Below are 19,129 nucleotides of genomic sequence, written 5' to 3' on the forward strand. Positions count from 1 at the left end.
AGCGGAAACCGCTTGCCGCCGCGGCGTACGCACCGGCCACGATGGCGTGGTGACCACAGCGACGAGCCGCATCAGCGGGGGCAGGACAGGGATCGCGACCTACCGGGACGTGCTCGCCCTGCCCGGCGTGGGCTCGCTGTCGCTCATCGGGTTCCTCGTGCGGATCCCGGCGTCCGCCGGGCCGATCACCGTGACGCTGCACGTGGTGCTCGGACTCGGGCAGGGCTATGCGGCGGCGGGCACGGTCGGGGCGGCCACCACGATCGGGATGGCGCTCGGCGCGCCCCTGCTGGGACGGCTGATCGATCGCCGCGGGCTGCGCCTGGTGCTCGTGCTGACCACCTGTGCGGAGGTCGGCTTCTGGGCGGTGGCGCCGTGGCTGCCGTTCCCGGCGCTGCTGGTGGGTGCGCTGCTCGGCGGTCTGCTCGCCCTGCCGGTGTACTCGGTCGTGCGGCAGGCGATCGCCGCGCTCGTGCCCACCGCGCGGCGGCGTCCGGCGTACGCACTGGACTCGATGTCGGTCGAACTGTCCTACATCCTCGGGCCCGCCGTCGGGACGGCGCTCGCCGTCGGCGTCTCGACGACGGCCGCGATGGCCGTCGTCGGAGCGGGCTACGCGCTCGGCGGTGTGGCGCTGTGGATCCTCAACCCCCCGACGCGGGCCGAGACGCCGCACGATGGCCGACGCGAGACGGGGCCGGTCTCGGAGTGGCTGACGCCAAAGCTCGTGGCCACCCTGCTCGCCACCACCGCCGCCGCGGCCGTCGTCTTCGGGTGTGAGCTGGGGATCGTCGCGGCGCTGCAGGGCAGCGGGCAGGCCGGCCTGATCGGCGTCGTCATCGCGGTGTGGTGCCTGTCCTCACTGGCCGGCGGCTATCTGTACGGGGCCGCGCACCGTTCCCGCTCGCTGTATGCGCTGGTCGCCGCGCTCGGGCTGGCCACCCTGCCGGTGGCGCTCGGCGGATCCTGGTGGACCTTCGCGCTGCTGCTCATCCCCGCCGGGCTGGCCTGCGCGCCGTCGCTCACCGCCAGCGCCGACGCCGTCGCCGCACTGGCCCCGGACCGGGTCCGCGGCATGGTCACCGGGCTGCAGGGCTCGTCGATCACGCTCGGCGCCGCGTTCGGCGCGCCGCTGGCCGGGGCGCTGATCGACGCGATCTCTCCGGCGGCGGCGATCGTCACCGCCGGGCTGGTGGGTGTCGCGATGGCCGGCGCGTCGGCGCTCATCGCCCGCCGATGATCAGACGGGCCGAACCCGGATACGGCACACTGTCGGGTGATGAGCGCTCCCCCTGGCCCCGTTCGGCACGGCACCCCGCCGCCCTTCTCCCCGCCGCGTCGCCGCGGTGGATCCGGGAGATTCCTGGCGGCCGGGCTGCTCACCGCCATCGCGGCGGTCGGGCTGCTTCCGGATCTGCTCTTCCGGATGGACCACTTCAGCCCGTTCGCGCAGCTCATCGCGTTCCGGCCGCTGCTGCTCGGTGCGGTGGCGGTGCTCGCCGCGCTCGCGGTGCTGGGGACGCTGTACCAGCCGCGGGCATGGCCGTTCGCCGTCGGCCTGGTCGTCGTGACGCTCCTGGCGAGCGCGCTGGTGCTGCCGCGCGCCATTCCCGACCCGTTGCGCACGTCCGGGCGGGCACTCACCGTGCTCACCTTCAACACCTACGAAGGGGCCGCCGACACCGGCGCGCTCGCCGCGCTGATCCGCTCCCAACGCCCCGATCTCGTCTCGCTGACCGAGGCGGGCGCGGGCTACCGCGACCGGATCGCCCCGCTGGTCGAGCCGCTCGGCTACCAGGTTCGGGCCTCGACCGGGCACGGAACGGCCGACGTCAACGGGGTCGCCGCGATCGTCTCCCGCACACTGGGCGATGTCGAGATGAGGATCGGGGACACATCCTTCCCGTATATCGAGGTCACCGGTGGCGCACTCGGCCGCCTGCACTTCGTCGCGTTCCACTCGGTCGCGCCGACCGCGGGCGCGGTCCCACACTGGCGCTCCGATCTGGCCCTGCTGTCCCGGTGGTGCGAGGGTACGGAACCCGCGATCGTCGCGGGCGACCTGAACGCCACCCTCGACCACTCGGTGCTGCGTGCCGCGACGTCCGGGTGCGGTGATGCCGCCGCCCAGCGCGGGGCGGGCCTCGGTTCGACGTGGCCCACCTGGGCCCCCCGCTGGCTCGGCCCGCAGATCGACCACGTGCTCAGTTCCGACGGCATCGCCGCGGAGACGTTCTCGATCCACGACATCCCCGGCAGCGACCACCGCGCCGTCGTCACCACGCTGCGGGTACCCGAGCAGATGTCCTAGTCGTCGAGGTGGATCTCGTCGAGCACGAAGCGCTCGATGTCCAGCACGAACCCGCGCACCCGCGTCTGCGGCAGCAGGAACGGGTCGTGGCGCAGCTGAGCCATGTCCCGGCGCACGCTCAACGCCGTGTTGCGGAACGCGTGCGTGCGCCACGGTGGGCGCATCCCGACCTCGGTCGCGAGCTCCTCGCAGAACTCGTCATCGGTGAACATCGTCAGGCCGCAGCCGGTGTGCTGGACGATCACCACGTCCCGGGTCCCGAGCTTGCGCTGGCTGATCGTCAACGACCGAATCACGTCGTCGGTGACGACGCCGCCCGCGTTGCGCAGCACGTGCACCTCGCCCAGCTTCAGCCCGAACAGCGCGAAGGTGTCGATCCGCGAGTCCATGCAGGTCAACAGGGCGGTCTGGAGGGAAGGCGGGACGGCGAGTCCCTCCGCGTTGGCGGCGGCGAGCTGTCCGCCCCCCGCTTCATAGCGGCGCACCAGTTCCTCATGGCTCATGACGCAAAACTAGCGGGGCCCCGGGCAGGCGCATGAGCTGGTGGCCGGCAGCGCGTTATGGCTCCATCACGCGCTGGGCGGCCGGGCACGGACCGCGTTATGGCTCCATAACGCGGTGGGCGGGCGGGTCTACAGGCCGGCCGCGACCGTCTCGGCGATCTCGTAGGTGTTCAGCGCGGCGCCCTTGCGCAAGTTGTCCCCGCACACGAACAGCTCCAGGGTGTTCGGGAAGTCGAGCGCCTGCCGGATCCGGCCGACCCAGGTCGGGTCCTCGCCGACGACCGTGGCCGGAGTCGGCCACTCGCCCGCCGCGGGGTCGTCACACAGCACGATCGTCGGCTGGGCGGCGAGAACCTTGCGGGCGGCCTCCACCGACACGTCCCGGCCGAACGTCGCGTGCACCGCGAGCGCGTGGGTGGTCACCACCGGCACCCGGACGCAGGTGGCCGACACCTTGAGCTCGGGGATGCCGAGGATCTTGCGCGACTCGTTGCGCACCTTGAGTTCCTCGGACGACCAGCCGTCGTCCTTCAACGATCCTGCCCAGGGCACGACGTTGAGCGCCAGCGGGGCGGGGAACGGCGAGTCGGTGCCCAGACCGGCCTCGCGCAGAACCTCGGCGATGTCGCCGCTGCGGTGACCGACCGGCTTGCCGGCCAGCGCCGCCAGCTCGGCGTAGAGCCGGTCGATGCCGGGCTGGCCGGCGCCCGAGGCCGCCTGGTACGAGGAGACGACCAGCTCGCGCAGCTCGAACTCCCGGTGCAGCGCCCCCATCGCCGCCATCATCGACAGCGTCGTGCAGTTGGGATTCGCGATGATCCCCTTCGGCCGGTTCGCCGCCTCCGCGGCGTTGACCTCGGGCACCACCAGCGGCACCTCAGGATCCATCCGGAATGCACCGGAGTTGTCGACGGCGACCGCTCCCCTGGCGGCGGCGATCGGTGCCCACTGCGCGCTGACCTCGTCCGGGACATCGAACAGCGCCACGTCGACGCCGTCGAAGACCTCAGGCGCCAGCGCCTGCACGGTGATGTCCTGGCCACGGACCCGCAGCACCGTGCCCGCCGACCGCGGCGAGGCCACCAGCCGGATCTCGTGCCACGGCACCGACGGCCGCGCGTCGATGATCTCGATCATCGTCGAACCGACGGCGCCGGTCGCCCCGACGATCGCCACAACCGGACCCTGCTGACTCATCGTCCACTCCCCGCATACACGACGGCCTGCTCGTCGCCGCCGAGGTCGAACGCCCGGTGCAGCGCGCGCACGGCGTCGTCGAGCTCGTCGACCCGGCAGATCACCGAGATCCGGATCTCCGAGGTGTTCATGGTCTCGATGTTGATCCCGACCGCTGAGAGCGCTTCGCAGAACGTGGCGGTGACGCCGGGGTGGTTGCGCATCCCGGCACCCACCAGCGAAACCTTACCCACCTCCGGGTCGAAGATCAGCTCCTCGAAACCGACCTGCTCCTTGATGGTCTCCAGGGCGCTCACGGCCCGCGTCCCGTCCTTCTGGGGCAGGGTGAAGGTGATGTCGGTGCGCCCGTCCGACTCGCGCGAGATGTTCTGCAGCACCATGTCGATGTTGATCTCCGCGTCGGCCACGGTGCGGAAGATGCGCGCGGCCATCCCCGGCGTGTCCGGCACCCCGACGACGGTGATCTTGCCCTCGGACCGGTCGTGCGCGACCCCGGTGAGGATGGGGTTCTCCAACGGAATCTCCTCGATCGAACCGGCGACCAGCGTCCCCGGCTTGTCGTTGTACGAACAGCGCACCCGCAGCGGCACGTTGTACCGCCGCGCGTACTCCACCGCCCGCAGGTGGAGCACCTTCGCACCCGAGGCGGCCATCTCCAGCATCTCCTCGTAGGTGACGCTCTCGAGCCGCTGCGCATCGGGCACGATCCGGGGATCGGCGGAGAAGATGCCGTCCACATCGGTGTAGATCTCGCAGACATCGGCCTCCAGCGCGGCGGCGAGGGCCACCGCGGTGGTGTCCGAGCCGCCGCGGCCGAGCGTGGTGATGTCCTTGGAGTCCTCGCTCATGCCCTGGAATCCCGCGACGAGAACGATCGAACCCTCGTCCAGCGCGCTGCGCAGCCGGCCCGGGTTGACGTTGACGATGCGCGCGTCGCCGTGCTTGGCGGTGGTGAGCATGCCGGCCTGCGAGCCGGTGAACGACCGCGCCTCGGCGCCGAGGGCGTGGATGGCCATCGCGACGAGGGCGTTGGAGATCCGTTCACCCGCGGTGAGCAGCATGTCCAGCTCGCGAGCCGGCGGGGCCGGAGAGATCTGCCTGGCCAGATCGGTCAACTCATCGGTGGTGTCGCCCATCGCGGAGACGACCACGACGACGTCGTGTCCCTCTTTGCGGGCCCGGACGACGCGCTCGGCGACCTTCTTGATGCGGTCTGCGTCCTGAACCGATGAGCCGCCGTACTTCTGCACGACGAGGGCCACCCCGACCTCCTGTTCCTGCCCCGCGACCGGGTGCCGCCGGCGTTTGCGGTGTCTGACCCGGCACGCGGATCGATGCGAGGCACCGCCGCAGTCCGAGCGCTGGTCGGAAATCGAGCCTACCTGCGGCACTCATCCGCGTTAACGCCGATGACGGATCCCACAGCGCCGCTGAGCGCATACCGGGCGGACCGGGTCTTCCAGCGGCCCGGACCTCAGGCGAGGCGGCGCACGATCCGGACCACGACCGCGGTCACCCCGAACCAGACGAGCGCGGCGAGCCCGTAGTTGAGGGTGACCGCGAGCTTGGGCTCGTCAGGCAGGAACAGATCGTCGAGCCCGAGGTTGAACCGGGCCGCCAACTCCGCCACGTAGATCGTCAGATGGTTGGCGGGGTTCGCATCGAGCAGCGTCAGAGCGACGTGCAGGACCAGGACGAGCGCGATCGCCGTTCCGATGATCCGCACTGCATTCGCCAGCAGCGCCGCGCCGCGGCGCGTCGCGGTCCCCACGCCCATCAGTCCTCCCGGCGGACGATCGGCTTGCATCCTGACACGTTCGTGCGGCCGCGACAGCCCACCGCTGTCGTCCGTTCGGGTGTGTCGGACGTGCGCTGCGTCCCAATTCCCGGGACCTGGTTGCCGAGCGACGGGGCGACGGGTCTACCCTCTCGTGCGTGGCGCACCTGCTCCTTCGCCGCCGCGGCGGGGTCTGACCGACCGGCCCCTCGTCGCGGAGTTCGGCGTGCTTGCCGGTCAATGATCCGGCACACATCCCGAAGGAGCGACCACAGTGAACTCGTCGTCCGACGCCTACTCCGCTTCCTCCGCCAGCCGCCTGCGCACGCCGTCGCGCCCCGCTCCCGAGGACCAGGCTCCCTGGAACCCGCAGCGCGGGTCGCAGATGCCGATTCACCGGTACCGCCCGTTCCACGAGGTGGTCGAGCCGGTGTCCCTGCCCGACCGCACCTGGCCGGACAAGCGGATCACCAAGGCTCCCCTGTGGTGCGCGGTCGACCTGCGCGACGGGAACCAGGCGCTGATCGACCCGATGAGCCCGGCCCGCAAGCGCCGCATGTTCGATCTGCTCGTACGCATGGGCTACAAGGAGATCGAGGTCGGCTTCCCGGCCGCGAGCCAGACCGATTTCGACTTCGTCCGCGAGATCATCGAGGGTGAGCTGATCCCGGACGACGTCACCATCCAGGTTCTGACCCAGTCGCGGCCCGAGCTGATCGAACGCACCTACGAGGCGTGCGAGGGCGCTCCCCGGGTGATCGTGCATCTGTACAACTCGACGTCCGTGCTGCAGCGCCGCGTCGTGTTCCGGTCCGACCGGGCCGGCATCACCAAGATCGCCACCAGCGGCGCCGAGGAGGTGCTGCGGTTCAGCGAGAAGTACCCGAACACCGAATGGCGCTTCGAGTACTCCCCGGAGTCCTACACCGGCACCGAGCTGCAGTACGCGGTCGAGGTCTGCAACGCGGTCAGTGAGATCTGGCAGCCGACACCGGAGTCCCCGATGATCGTCAACCTGCCGGCGACCGTCGAGATGGCCACCCCGAACGTCTACGCCGACTCGATCGAGTGGATGCACCGGCACCTGGCTCGCCGCGAGGGTGTCGTGCTGTCGCTGCACCCGCACAACGACCGCGGGACCGCGGTCGCCGCCGCCGAGCTGGGCTACCAGGCGGGTGCCGACCGTATCGAGGGCTGCCTGTTCGGCAACGGGGAGCGCACCGGCAACGTCGATCTGGTGACCCTGGGCATGAACCTGTTCACCCAGGGCATCGACCCGCAGATCGACTTCTCGGACATCGACGAGATCCGCCGCACCGTCGAGTACTGCAACCAGCTGCCGGTCCACGAACGCCACCCGTGGGGTGGCGACCTGGTCTACACCGCGTTCTCCGGCAGCCACCAGGACGCGATCAACAAGGGCTTCAAGGCCATGCAGGACGACGCCGACTCGGCCGGCGTCGCGGTCGACGACTTCCGCTGGGAGGTCCCGTACCTGCCGGTCGACCCGAAGGACATCGGCCGCACCTACGAGGCCGTGATCCGGGTGAACTCGCAGTCCGGCAAGGGCGGCGTCGCGTACATCATGAAGACCGAGCACCAGCTGGACCTGCCCCGGCGGCTCCAGATGGAGTTCTCACGGGTCATCCAGGAGGTCACCGACAGCCAGGGCGGCGAGATCTCCCCCAAGGAGATGCGCGACGTCTTCGACACCGAGTACCTCGAGCGCGTCACCCCGCTGAAGCTGATCCGCCACCGACTGTCGTCCGACGGCGAGGGCACCGACGAGATCGTCGCGACCGTGCGGGTGGAGAACGAGGTGCACGAGATCACCGGCAGTGGCAACGGCCCGATCGCGGCCTTCGTCGACGCGCTCGCCGGGATCGGCTTCGACGTCCGTGTGCTCGACTACCATGAGCACGCGATGTCGGCGGGCGACGACGCCCGTGCCGCGGCGTATGTCGAATGCGCGGTGGACGAGAAGGTCCTCTGGGGCATCGGGATCAACGGCTCGATCGTGAGCGCCTCGCTCAAGGCCGTCGTCTCGGCGGTCAACCGCGCCATGCGCTGACGCCTCCGCGAGCGACGACGATCGCTCCGGTGAGCCTGCTCGTGCAGGAGGCTGCGGCCACCTCACCCGTCCCGGTCAGCGACGATCTCGCCGACCGGGGCACGCCCGGGGGTCGGAGTACACCACCTCCGACCTTCGGGCTGCGGTTCGGCGCGAGCGATGGGTCCGCCCGGCTTTCGGTCGTCCGGCGCCTCAGGAGGGATCGAACTCCCCGTTCTTGACCCCAGCGACGAAGGCGCCCCATTCGGCGCGGCTGAACCTCAGCGGTTCCTGGTCGCGGTTCTTGCTGTCCCGTACGAGCATGGTCCCGTCCGGGTCGCGGCCGACCTCGACGCATTCGCCGAAGTTGCAGAAACTGCTGGTGACGAACTTGGTCACGACCCACCTTCCTCATGTGTAGCGGCGAAGATACCCCGCAAGGATGATCTTGGTCTCGCTGGGCGACAGGGCCCGCGCGGCCACGTCGGCGAAGATCTCCTCGTAGAGCGCGACGTCGTCCGCTGAGTCCAAATAGGTATCTCCCGCATGGCTTTCGATGTAGACGACGTCGCCGAGCGGCTTGCGCAGCTCGAGGATCGTGAACTGCCCGACGTGCGCACGGTGGACGCCGACCTCGAACGGCAGCACCCGGATGTCCACGTTGGCCAGGTCGGCCTTGTCCGCGATCGCCCTCAGCTGGGCCGCCATCAGCTCCGGCCCACCCACCACGCGGCGCAGCAAGGCCTCGTCGATGACGACGGACAGCGCCAGCGGTCGCGCCGCGCGGTAGAGCGCCTGCTGACGCCGCATCCGCAGCTCGACGAGGCGTGCGATATCCCGCTCACGGTGCTGCGGCAGGATCGCCGACAGCAGCGCCTGCGCGTAGGCGGGAGTCTGGAGCAGGCCGGGCAGCACCATCGCCGTGAAGCTGCGGTTCGCGACGGCCTCGGTCTCCAGCGAGGCGTAGCGCCCCGGTGAGTCCAGGACATGCCGGGCCGGCTGCACACCCTCCGTGTACGGCTCCCACCAGCCCTGCGCGCGGCTGTCCTTGACCAGTCGCAGCAGCATGTCGCGCTCGGTGTCGGCGGTGACGCCGTAGATCCGCATCAGCTCGCGGACGTCGGGGAGCTTCGGGATGCCCTTGCCCGTCTCCAATCGGGAGATCTTCGACGTCGAGCAGTCGAGCCGCGCGGCGACGTCCTCCAGGTGCATCCCGGTCTTGCGGCGAAGCCGGCGCAGCTCGGCGCCAAGGCGACGCCTCGGTCCGGCCGGACCTTGCGCTTCGGCCATCCCACCATTCCTGCCTCGAGATCCGATGCCGCCGTGCCGTCGTCACGAAGCGTCATCGCGCTGATCCGAGCGGGGCTTTCCCTCTCGCTCAGCGAGATGCAATTGCATAATGCACTGCCATCGGGCAATCTAAGCACAGCTGCCATCAGCGGTCAGGATCTCCCCGCTGGGGCCACAGCCGGGAAGGGAGGTCGCCACCCCCGAGAGCCACGACGCCGGCAACCGCCGGTGCGGGAGACATCGAAAGGGGACCTGATGGACACCCACCGCATCACCGCTCGCGCGGCGAGGGCCCTGGCTGCTCGCCGAGGCGGCTGGTCGCCATGATCACGGTCATCGCCCTGGGCTTCGGCGCCCTGCTCGCGATCGGGGTCATCGTCGGTATTCTCGACGCCGCCACGGCGGCCCAGTGGCGCTGGGTCGCGGCCGAACGGCGTCGCGACTGGGAAGGCCGTCAGCGGCTCGAACGATTGACCCATGGCTCCGACAGCTGGGCCGACGAGGACGAATGACGGCGCTGCGCCGCCGGGGGGTCGGCGCCGCACCGCCTCATCCGCCGAACGACGACCGGCGGGCTACAGCGCCCGCCGGCCCGACAGCGCCCGCCCGAGCGTGAGCTCGTCGGCGAACTCCAGATCGCCCCCCATCGGCAGACCGGAGGCGAGCCGGGTGACCGTCAGCCCCGGAAACTCGCGGAGCAGCCGCACCAGGTAGGTCGCCGTCGCCTCGCCCTCGGTGTTCGGATCGGTCGCGATGATCACTTCGGCGATGTCGGTCTCGTCGGCGGCCGGCCCGGTTCCACCGAGCCGCGTCAGCAGCTGGCGGATCCGCAACGCGTCGGGCCCGATCCCGGCCAGCGGATCGAGGGCCCCGCCGAGCACGTGGTACCGCCCCTTGAACTCCCTGGTCCGCTCGACGGCCAGGACGTCCTTGGGTTCCTCCACGACACAGACGATCGTGGGATCCCGCCGGGCGTCGCAGCAGTAGCGGCAGCGCTCCTTCTCCGAGACGTTGCCGCAGACCTCGCAGAACCGAACGCCCTGCTTGATCCGCTGCAGGACGTCCTGCAGCCGCGTGACGTCGGCGGGGTCGGCCGCCAGCAGGTGGAACGCGAGGCGCTGCGCGCTCTTCGGCCCGACGCCGGGCAGCCTGCCCAGCTCGTCGATCAGGTCCTGGACCGGTCCTTCGAACACCGCTGCTCGATCACATACCGGGTAGACCCAGCCCGCCGGCCACGTCACCCAAGCCGCCGGCGAGCGGACCCATCTTCTCTGCCTGCATGCGCTGCGCGGCCTGGGTCGCATCGTGGATCGCGCCGATCACGAGATCCTGGAGCGTCTCCACATCGTCCGGATCGACGACCTTGGGGTCGATCCGCACCGCCCGCACCTCGCCGCTGGCCGTCATCGTGACCTGCACCAAGCCGTTGCCGGCCTGGCCCGTGACCTCCGTCTCGGCCAGCTCGGCCTGGGCGGCCACCAACTGCTCCTGCATCTTCTGCGCCTGCTGGAGAATCATCGCCATATCGGGCTGACCCGGTTGCACCAGCGCTCTCCTTCGTCCCCGCGCGGCATCCGGTGGACACCGCCTACCGGCAGCGTAGTCGCGTCCTGCGGGGCGTCGTGGCTACCCCGCGCCGGGCTGGTCCGGCGTGGCCGGTCGGCCTTCGGCCATCACCGGCCGGCCGAGAGCGCCACGCCGCGGCGATCTCGGCCGGAATCCTGCCGTTCCTGGCGTGAGGCCAGCTCCACCAGCACCGCGCCCGCCGCGGCGACGCCGAGCGCGACCAGCATCGACGGCGTGTGCCCCGCGTCGAGGTTCCAGAACTCCCGGCCGAACGGGAGCGGGGACAGCAAGGCATGCGCGAACGCCGCCACCGACGCCCCGACGAGCCCGAGCTTCCACCACACGAAGGGCCGGGCCACGACGACGAGCACCCAGAGCGCGATGAGGTACAGCGTGACCACCGCCGCGGTGCTCTGCTGGACCGGGGTCGCCACGGGGTCCGCGCGCACCAGTACGTAGGCGACGACCGTGCCGACCCCGGCGATCACACCCGACGGCGCGGCGAGCCGCAGGACGCGGCGGACGAAGCCGGGCCGGGCGCGCGCGGTGTTGGGCGCGAGCGCCAGGAAGAACGCCGGGATTCCGATGGTGAGCGAGCCGATCAGGGTGAGGTGGCGGGGCAGGAACGGGAACGGGATGCCGATCGCGCCGATCCCGATGGCCAGCAGCACCGAGTAGACGGTCTTGGTCAGGAACAGGTTCGCGACCCGCTCGATGTTGCCGATCACCCGCCGGCCCTCGGCAACGACGTGCGGCAGCGTCGCGAACGAGTTGTCCAGCAACACGATCTGCGCGACCGCCCGGGAGGCCGGGCTACCCGAACCCATCGCGACGCCGACGTCGGCGTCCTTGAGCGCGAGCACGTCGTTGACCCCGTCACCGGTCATCGCGACCGTATGCCCCCGGGACTGCAGCGCCCCCACCATCTCCCGCTTCTGCGCCGGGGTGACCCGGCCGAAGACCGTCGCGGAGTCCAGTACCCCGGCCAGCTCGGCCCGATCGTGCGGAAGCTCGCGGGCGTCGATCGGGCTGTCCGCGCCGGGCAGGTCCAGTGACGCGGCGACCGCACCGACCGACCCGGCGTTGTCGCCGGAGATGACCTTGACAGCGACGTCCTGTCCGGCGAAGTAGCGCAGCGTGTCGGCGGCCTCGGGCCGCACCCGCTGCTCCAGCACCACCAGGGCCGCCGGATGCACCGGGCCGAGCGGCGCCCCCACATCGATGGTGACGTCGGCGCGCCCCAGCAGCAGTACCCGCAGCCCCTGCGCACCCAACCGTTCGGCGTCCGCCCGCGCCGCGCTGCCCTCGGCGAGCAGCACATCGGGGGCGCCGAGCACCCAGTCGCCGCGACCGTCGAAGCTCGCCCCGCTCCACTTGCGGGCCGAGGAGAAGGGCGCGGTCGCGGTCGGGGTCCAGCCGGGCGACGCGCAGTGCTCGGCGATGGCCGCCAGGCTCGCGTTCGGGCGCGGGTCCGCGGCACCCAGCGCCCCGAGCACCGAACGCACCCGGGCCTCGTCGAACCCGTCAAGGGTCAGCACCCGGGCCAACCGCATCCCGTTCTCGGTGAGCGTTCCGGTCTTGTCCGCACAGACGACGTCGACCCGAGCCAGACCCTCGATCGCCGGGAGCTCCTGCACCAGGCATTGGCGCCGCCCGAGGCGGACCACCCCGACGGCGAACGCGATGCTGGTGAGCAGCACCAACCCCTCGGGCACCATCGGGACGAGCGCGGCCACCATGCCGCGCAACGCGTCGTCGGCGTCGGTGCCCGCGGTCCGGAACTGGCTGTAGATGATCAATACCGCGGCGGGCACCATCAGGTAGGTGATGATCTTCAGGATCTGGTTGATCCCGGAGCGCAACTCGGAGCTCGCCAGCGTGAACCGGCTGGCCTCCTCGGCCAGCTTCGCCGCATAGGCCTCCCGGCCGACCTTGGTCGCCTGCTGCGCGCCGCCGCCCGCGACCACGAAGCTGCCCGACAGCAGCGGGTCACCGGGCTGCTTGTGCACCGGGTCGGACTCGCCGGTGAGCAGGGACTCGTCGACCTCGAGGCCGTCCGCCGTCAGCACCGTGCCGTCGACGACGATCTTGTCCCCGGGACCCAGCTCGATCACGTCGTCCAGGACCACCCCGCTCGGCGACAGCTCGATGAGCGCCCCATCGCGGCGAACCCGCGGCCGGGCCTCCCCGACGATCGCGAGCTGTTCCAGGGTCCGTTTGGCGCGCAGCTCCTGGACGATGCCGATCCCGGTGTTGATGATGATCACGAAGCCGAACAGCCCGTCCTGGATCGGACCGATCACCAGGATGATCGCGAAGAGCACCCCGACGATCGCATTGAACCGGGTGAAGACGTTCGCCCGAACGATCTCGCCGACGGTGCGGCTGGCCCGCGCCGGGACGTCGTTGGTCCGGCCCTCGGCGACCCGCTCGGCGACCTGCGCGGCGGTCAGCCCGGTGGCGACGTCGGTGCGCTGGCGAATGGTGGACACGTGACCTGAGCCTACGCAGACCCGGCGGCCGGTCGCCGACTGCTACCGCACGTCGTGCGCGGCCTCCCGGCGCGGGTCGTGAGCCGGGTCGTCCGAGGGGGGGCTCGCCCTGGGATGGGCGCGGAGATGGGCGCGTTCGCCCTGTGTGCCGAACAGGCTGAGGAACTCGACCGGTTCGGGACCGGCGGCCCCGAACCAGTGCGGTAGATGGGTGTCGAACTCCGCGGCTTCGCCGGGTGCGAGCACGAGGTCGTGCTCCCCGAGGATGAGCCGAAGGCGCCCGTTGAGGACGTAGAGCCAGTCGTAGCCCTCGTGGGTCTGGGGATCGGGTTCCCGGCGGCCCCCCGTGCCCGAAATGACGATCTTGTATGCCTGGATGCCACCGGCCCGCCGGGTCAGGGGCAGGATGGTCATGCCGTGCCGGGTGACCGGGCGCAGGTGGATGCGCGGATCCCCGGTCGGTGGGGCGTCGACGAGTTCGTCGAGGGTGACGCCGTGGGCCTTGGCCAGGGGAAGCAGTTGCTCGAGGGTCGGCCGCCGCACCCCGGACTCCAGCCGGGACAAGGTGCTCACCGAGATGCGGGTGGCCGCCGCGAGGTCGGCCAGCGTGGTGCCGCGCTGCCTGCGCAGCGCGCGTAACCGGGGGCCGACCGCGTCGAGCGCACGGTGGAGGTCGTCGTCCATGCCAAGAGTTTGCCATCTTGGCAACGAACGTTGCCAGGACTACCGGCGCCGGAGCATGGTCTCCCACGGAGGTGGTCACGATGGACGATCAGCTGAGGAACAGCTATGAGGTGGTGGTGATCGGCGGCGGCGCCGCGGGGCTGAGCGGAGCACTGATGCTCGCCCGGGCCCGGCGGTCGGTCGTGGTGATCGACGCGGGCATGCCGCGGAATGCTCCGGCCGCCGGTGTGCACGGGCTGCTGGGCCTGGACGGGACTGCGCCGATGCAGCTGCTGGCGCGCGGCCGCGCCGAGGTCCGCGGCTACGGCGGCCAGGTGGTGACCGGCGAGGTCGACGCCGTGTCGCGGGAGGTCGGCGCCGATGGGGCGGGTTTCGCGGTGACGCTGGCCGACGGCCGGACGGTCCGCGCCCGCCGGATACTGGTCGCAACCGGGCTGGTCGACGAGGTGCCGGACATCCCGGGATTGCGGTCTCGGTGGGGCCGGGACGTGCTGCACTGTCCGTACTGTCACGGCTGGGAGGTCCGGGACCGGGCCATCGGCGTGCTGGCCACCGGGCCCCTGTCGGTGCACCAGGCGTTGCTGTTTCGTCAGTGGAGCACCGATATCACCTACTTCTGTCACACCCTGCCGCCCACCGACGAGCAAGCCGAGCAGCTGGCCGCCCGCGGCATCGGCATGGTGGTCGGCGAGGTGGCGTCTGTGGAGATCGTCGAGGACCGCCTCGCCGGTGTGCGACTCACCGACGGCACCGTGGTCGGCCGTGAGGCGCTGGCGGTCGCACCGTACCTGGTGGCGCGCGCCGGCTTCCTGTCCCGCCTCGGGCTGCGGACGGTGGAACACCCCAGCGGGGTCGGACAGCACCTGCTCGCCGATGCGACCGGCCGCACCGACGTGGCCGGGGTGTGGGTCGCGGGCAACGTCACCGATCCAGCCGCCCAGGTCGGCGCCGCCGCCGCGGCGGGCGCGGCCGCGGCGGCTCACCTCAACGCCGATCTGGTCGCCGACGAAACCCGTCAGGCCGTCGCCGCCCACCGCGCGTCGTTCTCGGCCGAGTCCGAAGCCCGCATCGGCGAGCTGGTGACCGGCGAGCGCCGCCACGGCCTGTGAACCCGGAAGGACGCCCGTCATGGCCGAAGACTTCAGCACGGCGTACTGGGAACAGCACTGGGCGAAGGCCTACCGCGACCACGCCGACGCCGTCCGGGAGAGGGCGCCCAACCCGCAGCTCGTGGCCGTGGCCGGAGATCTCACCCCCGGCACGGCGCTGGACGCGGGCTGCGGCCACGGGGCCGACGCCGTCTGGCTCGCCTCGCACGGCTGGCGGGTGATGGCCGTGGACGTCTCCACCGTTGCGCTGCGTCACGCCCGCGAGCACGCCGAGTCCCTCGGCACCGACGTCGCCGGCCGGATCGACTGGTTACCGGCCGATCTGGGCACCTGGACACCCACCGAGGAACAGTTCGATCTGGTCTCCACGCACTACGTGCACGGGGTGGAGCCACGCGCGCTGTTCCGCCGGCTGGCCGCGGCGGTCGCGCCGGGCGGCACCCTGCTCATCGTCGGCCACGACCCGTCGGACCCGCACACCTCGCATGTCTGCGCACCGGACGTGCACGTCACGGCCGGGCAGGTCGCCACGCTCCTCGACCCCGACCGGTGGGACATCCTCGTCGCCGAGGCCCGGGCGCGACCGGCCACCGATCACCACGGCGACCGCGCCCCGGCGATCGACGCCGTCCTGTGCGCACGCCGTCACGCCGCCGCGTCGAACGCTGAGTTCCCCTGACATCAGCGCGGGTCGATCGCTCGTGCCCCCAGTTCGGAGCTGAGCAACTCGATCGCCGCCTCCTCCGGATCACGACGGCTGACCGGCTCGCCCGGTGGCTCGGCGGCCGCCTCGGCCATCATCGCCTCCTCGTCGTCCGGCGGCGGTTCCTCGGCGGGCGGCTCGAACGGCGGCGGAACGTCGTCCGCAGGGGGACGGCGGAACTCCTCACCACGGACGGGCTCGGGACGGTTCGGGCGCCGCGGCGGCGGGTTGCGGACCTGCGCCGGTGCCGGGGCGACCGGTTCACCGTCACCGAACTCGCAGCGGACCCGCCAGCGCACGCCGAGGACGGCGTGCAGCGCCTCCGCGATGATCTCGAGGTTGCTCTGCTCGGATAGCAGCCGGGCCAGTGCCGCGGTACCTGCGTCGAGGACGAGGGTGTCATCGACCACCGCGCGCACCGTGGCGGTGACCAGCAGCGCGTGGGTCCGCATCTTCCGCTGCTTGGTCGCCGTCAGGACCTCCGGCCACACGCGACGCACCGTCGCGGCATCCAGGGCGGCGCCGGGGGCACCGGACCGGGACGCCGCCGGGGCGGGCATCCCGGGACGGGCGCCGTCGGCGGCTGGCGACGCCGACCGCGGCAGCTGACGGCCGTGATCGGGCTCGGCGGCACCCTCGGCGGTGGACGCGGCGGCGGGTGCCCGGTCGTGTTCGGTCCGCTCCGGGGAGCGGCCGGCCGGTTTCCCGGTCGGTGCCGCCCGGCCCGGTGCCTCCGGTCCGGCACCGCCCCCGGCGGCCGCCGCGGCGGGGCGGACGAACCGGCGGCGTCCCGGTGCCGGCGGCTCCTCGGCGGATGCGGCATCGCCGGGCGCCGGAGATGACTCGCCGGAGGCGATGGCCATCCGCCGTTCCATCCGCTCAAGTCGTTCCAGCAGGCCGACATCGGTGGTGGACGCGGCAGGCAACAGCATCCGCGCGCACAACAGCTCGAGCAGCAGCCGCGGCGCCGTCGCGCCCCGCATCTCGGTGAGCCCGTCGTGCACGATCTCACCGTAGCGGCTCAGCGTGGCCGGCCCGAGCTTGGCGGCCTGCTCGACCATCCTGGCCAGCTCGTCGTCGGCGGCCTCGACCAGCCCCTGGCTCGCCGCCTCCGGCACCGCCTGCAGCAGCGTCAGGTCGCGCAGTCGCTGAAGAAGATCGGCGGCGAACCGGCGCGGATCGTGGCCGGCCTCGACCAGCCGGTCGACGGCCTCGTACACGGCGGCGTGGTCACCCGCCGCGAGCCCGTCGACGAGATCGTCGATGAGTCCGACGTCGGTGACTCCGAGCAGTGCGACGGCCCGCTCGTAGGTGACGCCCTCCTCGCCCGCCCCGGCCAGGAGTTGGTCGAGCACCGACAGCGAGTCACGAGCGGAGCCGCCGCCCGCCCGGATGACCAGCGGGTAGACCGCGGGCGCCACGACGACGCCCTCCTCGGTACAGATGCGTTCCAGCAGCGCGCGCAGCGTGCCCGGCGGGATCAGCCGGAACGGGTAGTGATGGGTGCGCGAGCGGATCGTCGGCAGCACCTTGTCGGGCTCGGTCGTCGCGAACACGAAGACCAGATGTTCCGGCGGCTCCTCCACGATCTTCAGCAGCGCGTTGAAGCCCTGCGTGGTGACCATGTGCGCCTCGTCGACGATGAACACCCGGTAGCGCGACTCGGCCGGCGCGTAGAAGGCACGGTCGCGCAGCTCACGGGCGTCGTCGACACCGCCGTGCGACGCGGCGTCGAGCTCGACGACATCGATCGACCCGGGCCCCTCCGGGGCCAGCGCGATGCAGGACGGACAGGTCCCGCACGGGTCGGGCGTCGGACCGCGGTCGCAGTTCAGCGAGCGGGCCAGAATCCGCGCCGACGACGTCTTGCCACATCCGCGCGGCCCCGAGAACAGGTACGCGTGATTGATCCGCCCAGCCGCCAGCGCCGTGCCGAGCGGTTCGGTGACGTGCTCCTGCCCGACGACATCGGCGAACCGTGCCGGACGGTACTTGCGGTACAGAGCCAGCGCCACGTCGCGAGGCTACCCACCTGTCCCGACGGCGGCCCCAGCCGGGCCGCGACACGAAAGGGGACCCCGCGCACCCGCCAGAGCCCGTTGACCCTTGCTGCCTTCCGGCCCTGGGGGAGTTCACAGGATGGACGCCGCGCGGGGTCCGGGGCCGAGTGTAGTCGCTTGCGCCGACCGATCCCGCCGAGGGGCGCCGCCGGGGCGCCAGCTATCCTCGTCGGCGGAGGATTCGCCTAGTGGCCTAGGGCGCACGCTTGGAAAGCGTGTTGGGGGCAACCCCTCGCGGGTTCGAATCCCGCATCCTCCGCCACCGCGACCAGCAGCAACGCCGGACCACCCCGTGCGGGGAAGGCCCGGCGTTGGTCGTTCGGTCTCAGTCGCAGTCTCCTTTCGGGGCCGGCCGGACCCCGAGGATGTGCGGCGGTGTGCCGGGGCAACGCCGCGGCGTGAGCTACAACCGCGTCCCGGAGTCCTGCGCTCCGTCGTAGACCTCGTCGTATCGATGCATCGCCAAGCTTCGGGCATAGCGGCGCGCGATGTCCGGCATCGCCGAATCCCCACCGGGGCCGTGGCTCACTCCGAAAACGGTCCCCGGATAGTCGAGCGGACCCATGAGCTCACGAATACGGTCCCAATCGCTGGGCGGGATCAGTTCGGCCGGATCACCACCGGCGAACCAACCCATCGGAACCGCCATTCCGGGCGGTACCACCGTGTTCACGTGGACCACCGCGCCGAACTCGACCTCGGCGGTCGCGCCCAGCCGCGCGCCGTTGAACAGCATCGCACCGGTCGCGATCCGGGCGTCCCCCTCGACCACGCAGCCCGTCAGGTGCGCATGCGGACCGATCAGCACGTTGTCACCGACCCGGACCGGATGCCGAGGCACCCCGCGGATGACGGCCTGCTCCATGATGATGCAGTTCGCACCGATCACCACGGGACCGCCTTCGGCCGTGAGCACAGCGCCGAAAAGAACCCGGCTGTGCGCGCCCACCGTCACATCGCCGCACAGCACTGCGGTCGGTGCGATATAGGCCGACTCGTCGACGCGGGGCTGCGCATTCCGATGCGTCACGTAAATGGCTCCTCGCCCCACCGGATGTAAGAAATGCTCGCGAACAGGCATCCCGATCCCTCCAGTCCGTCCTCTGGACGAATGGCGCCATGCCCCACCTCGGGCTGCGCTCGTGTCCGGAGCGGTGGGCAGGCGAGGCTACGCCGTGGCCACTGCGCATGTCGAGCATCGGTCCAGGGCCGGCCCGGTGCTGCCGAGAGCCGGCGTCCAATGCCGCCGACCGCATGGATCCGGCCGTTCACCCAAAGTTGCTGCCACAACTACACGGATCGCCCCTACGGTTCATGTGTCGCCGCAAGCAGCTCCGGGTGATTCCAGCCGGCTCGGAGTGGGCAGGGTGGCGCGGCGGGGTTCCCT

At 71.4% G+C, this 19,129-nt stretch carries 18 protein-coding genes, 1 tRNA gene and 1 other RNA gene; 7 read left to right on the forward strand and 13 right to left on the reverse strand.

Going from position 1 to position 19,129, the window contains the following annotated elements:
• Positions 1-49: 49 nt before the first annotated feature.
• Together ACFQE5_RS10260 and ACFQE5_RS10265 are read left to right on the forward strand one after the other, a co-directional pair.
• Positions 50-1,240 carry an MFS transporter gene (locus tag ACFQE5_RS10260; protein WP_379584612.1) on the forward strand — a complete coding sequence of 397 codons (1,191 nt, stop codon included), beginning with the start codon at positions 50-52 and terminating at the stop codon, positions 1,238-1,240.
• Positions 1,241-1,279: 39 nt separating this feature from the next.
• Positions 1,280-2,311 carry an endonuclease/exonuclease/phosphatase family protein gene (locus ACFQE5_RS10265; protein WP_379584613.1) on the forward strand — a complete coding sequence of 344 codons (1,032 nt, stop codon included), beginning with the start codon at positions 1,280-1,282 and terminating at the stop codon, positions 2,309-2,311.
• On the opposite strand, the gene ACFQE5_RS10270 is transcribed toward ACFQE5_RS10265, so the two are convergent.
• The 4 genes from ACFQE5_RS10270 to ACFQE5_RS10285 all read right to left on the reverse strand — a co-directional run bounded on the left by ACFQE5_RS10270 (position 2,308) and on the right by ACFQE5_RS10285 (position 5,788).
• Complete coding sequence (locus ACFQE5_RS10270; protein ID WP_379584614.1) at positions 2,308-2,814, reverse strand: beta-class carbonic anhydrase; 507 nt, start codon at positions 2,812-2,814, stop codon at positions 2,308-2,310. The two genes, ACFQE5_RS10265 and ACFQE5_RS10270, sit on opposite strands and share 4 nt — an antisense overlap.
• Before the next feature lie 129 nt (positions 2,815-2,943).
• Positions 2,944-4,011 (reverse strand): aspartate-semialdehyde dehydrogenase, encoded by a 1,068-nt coding sequence (locus ACFQE5_RS10275; RefSeq protein WP_379584615.1) that lies wholly within the window; start codon positions 4,009-4,011, stop codon positions 2,944-2,946.
• Positions 4,008-5,273 carry an aspartate kinase gene (locus ACFQE5_RS10280; RefSeq protein ID WP_379584616.1) on the reverse strand — a complete coding sequence of 422 codons (1,266 nt, stop codon included), beginning with the start codon at positions 5,271-5,273 and terminating at the stop codon, positions 4,008-4,010. Before ACFQE5_RS10280 ends, ACFQE5_RS10275 begins: the two co-directional genes overlap by 4 nt.
• Positions 5,274-5,485: 212 nt before the next feature.
• Positions 5,486-5,788, reverse strand: coding sequence for a hypothetical protein (locus ACFQE5_RS10285; RefSeq protein ID WP_379584617.1), 303 nt, complete (start codon positions 5,786-5,788; stop codon positions 5,486-5,488).
• Between the two features lie 274 nt (positions 5,789-6,062).
• On the opposite strand from ACFQE5_RS10285, the gene leuA reads away from it, so the two are divergent.
• On the forward strand, positions 6,063-7,859 hold the full coding sequence (gene leuA, locus ACFQE5_RS10290) for a 2-isopropylmalate synthase (RefSeq protein WP_379584618.1): 1,797 nt from the start codon (positions 6,063-6,065) through the stop codon (positions 7,857-7,859).
• Between the two features lie 192 nt (positions 7,860-8,051).
• Here the strand turns inward: leuA and ACFQE5_RS10295 are convergent, their stop codons facing one another.
• Both ACFQE5_RS10295 and ACFQE5_RS10300 read right to left on the reverse strand, forming a co-directional pair.
• Complete coding sequence (locus ACFQE5_RS10295) at positions 8,052-8,237, reverse strand: DUF397 domain-containing protein (protein ID WP_379584619.1); 186 nt, start codon at positions 8,235-8,237, stop codon at positions 8,052-8,054.
• A gap of 12 nt (positions 8,238-8,249) precedes the next feature.
• The gene (locus tag ACFQE5_RS10300; RefSeq protein WP_379584620.1) at positions 8,250-9,128 is read right to left on the reverse strand and encodes a helix-turn-helix domain-containing protein; all 879 of its coding nucleotides are present in this window, start codon (positions 9,126-9,128) and stop codon (positions 8,250-8,252) included.
• Between the two features lie 323 nt (positions 9,129-9,451).
• On the opposite strand from ACFQE5_RS10300, the gene ACFQE5_RS10305 reads away from it, so the two are divergent.
• On the forward strand, positions 9,452-9,640 hold the full coding sequence (locus ACFQE5_RS10305; RefSeq protein WP_379584621.1) for a hypothetical protein: 189 nt from the start codon (positions 9,452-9,454) through the stop codon (positions 9,638-9,640).
• 63 nt (positions 9,641-9,703) lie between these two features.
• On the opposite strand, the gene recR is transcribed toward ACFQE5_RS10305, so the two are convergent.
• The 4 genes from recR to ACFQE5_RS10325 form a co-directional block, all read right to left on the reverse strand.
• Entirely contained in the window at positions 9,704-10,321 is a 618-nt protein-coding gene (recR, locus tag ACFQE5_RS10310) for a recombination mediator RecR (protein WP_379584622.1), read from the reverse strand.
• Positions 10,322-10,331: 10 nt separating this feature from the next.
• Positions 10,332-10,676, reverse strand: a complete 345-nt coding sequence (locus ACFQE5_RS10315) for a YbaB/EbfC family nucleoid-associated protein (protein ID WP_379584707.1) — start codon at positions 10,674-10,676, stop codon at positions 10,332-10,334.
• A gap of 125 nt (positions 10,677-10,801) precedes the next feature.
• Positions 10,802-13,186, reverse strand: coding sequence for an HAD-IC family P-type ATPase (locus ACFQE5_RS10320; protein ID WP_379584623.1), 2,385 nt, complete (start codon positions 13,184-13,186; stop codon positions 10,802-10,804).
• Positions 13,187-13,228: 42 nt separating this feature from the next.
• Positions 13,229-13,870 (reverse strand): helix-turn-helix domain-containing protein, encoded by a 642-nt coding sequence (locus ACFQE5_RS10325; RefSeq protein ID WP_379584624.1) that lies wholly within the window; start codon positions 13,868-13,870, stop codon positions 13,229-13,231.
• Between the two features lie 80 nt (positions 13,871-13,950).
• Between ACFQE5_RS10325 and ACFQE5_RS10330 the strand changes: the two genes are divergently transcribed.
• Complete coding sequence (locus ACFQE5_RS10330) at positions 13,951-14,979, forward strand: NAD(P)/FAD-dependent oxidoreductase (RefSeq protein WP_379584625.1); 1,029 nt, start codon at positions 13,951-13,953, stop codon at positions 14,977-14,979.
• A gap of 19 nt (positions 14,980-14,998) precedes the next feature.
• Positions 14,999-15,658, forward strand: a complete 660-nt coding sequence (locus ACFQE5_RS10335; protein WP_379584626.1) for a class I SAM-dependent methyltransferase — start codon at positions 14,999-15,001, stop codon at positions 15,656-15,658.
• Positions 15,659-15,660: 2 nt separating this feature from the next.
• Here ACFQE5_RS10335 and ACFQE5_RS10340 read toward each other — a convergent pair whose 3' ends face one another.
• Both ACFQE5_RS10340 and ffs read right to left on the reverse strand, forming a co-directional pair.
• Positions 15,661-17,697, reverse strand: a complete 2,037-nt coding sequence (locus ACFQE5_RS10340) for a DNA polymerase III subunit gamma and tau (protein WP_379584627.1) — start codon at positions 17,695-17,697, stop codon at positions 15,661-15,663.
• A gap of 52 nt (positions 17,698-17,749) precedes the next feature.
• Positions 17,750-17,844, reverse strand: an RNA gene (gene ffs, locus ACFQE5_RS10345) — signal recognition particle sRNA small type.
• Positions 17,845-17,916: 72 nt separating this feature from the next.
• Between ffs and ACFQE5_RS10350 the strand changes: the two genes are divergently transcribed.
• Positions 17,917-18,004, forward strand: a tRNA-Ser gene (locus ACFQE5_RS10350).
• 141 nt (positions 18,005-18,145) lie between these two features.
• Here ACFQE5_RS10350 and ACFQE5_RS10355 read toward each other — a convergent pair.
• Positions 18,146-18,772: a gamma carbonic anhydrase family protein gene (locus ACFQE5_RS10355; protein ID WP_379584628.1), complete on the reverse strand. Its 627-nt coding sequence runs from the start codon at positions 18,770-18,772 to the stop codon at positions 18,146-18,148.
• Positions 18,773-19,129 lie beyond the last annotated feature (357 nt).

The organism is Pseudonocardia hispaniensis, assembly GCF_042658695.1.
GTDB lineage: Bacteria > Actinomycetota > Actinomycetes > Mycobacteriales > Pseudonocardiaceae > Pseudonocardia > Pseudonocardia hispaniensis.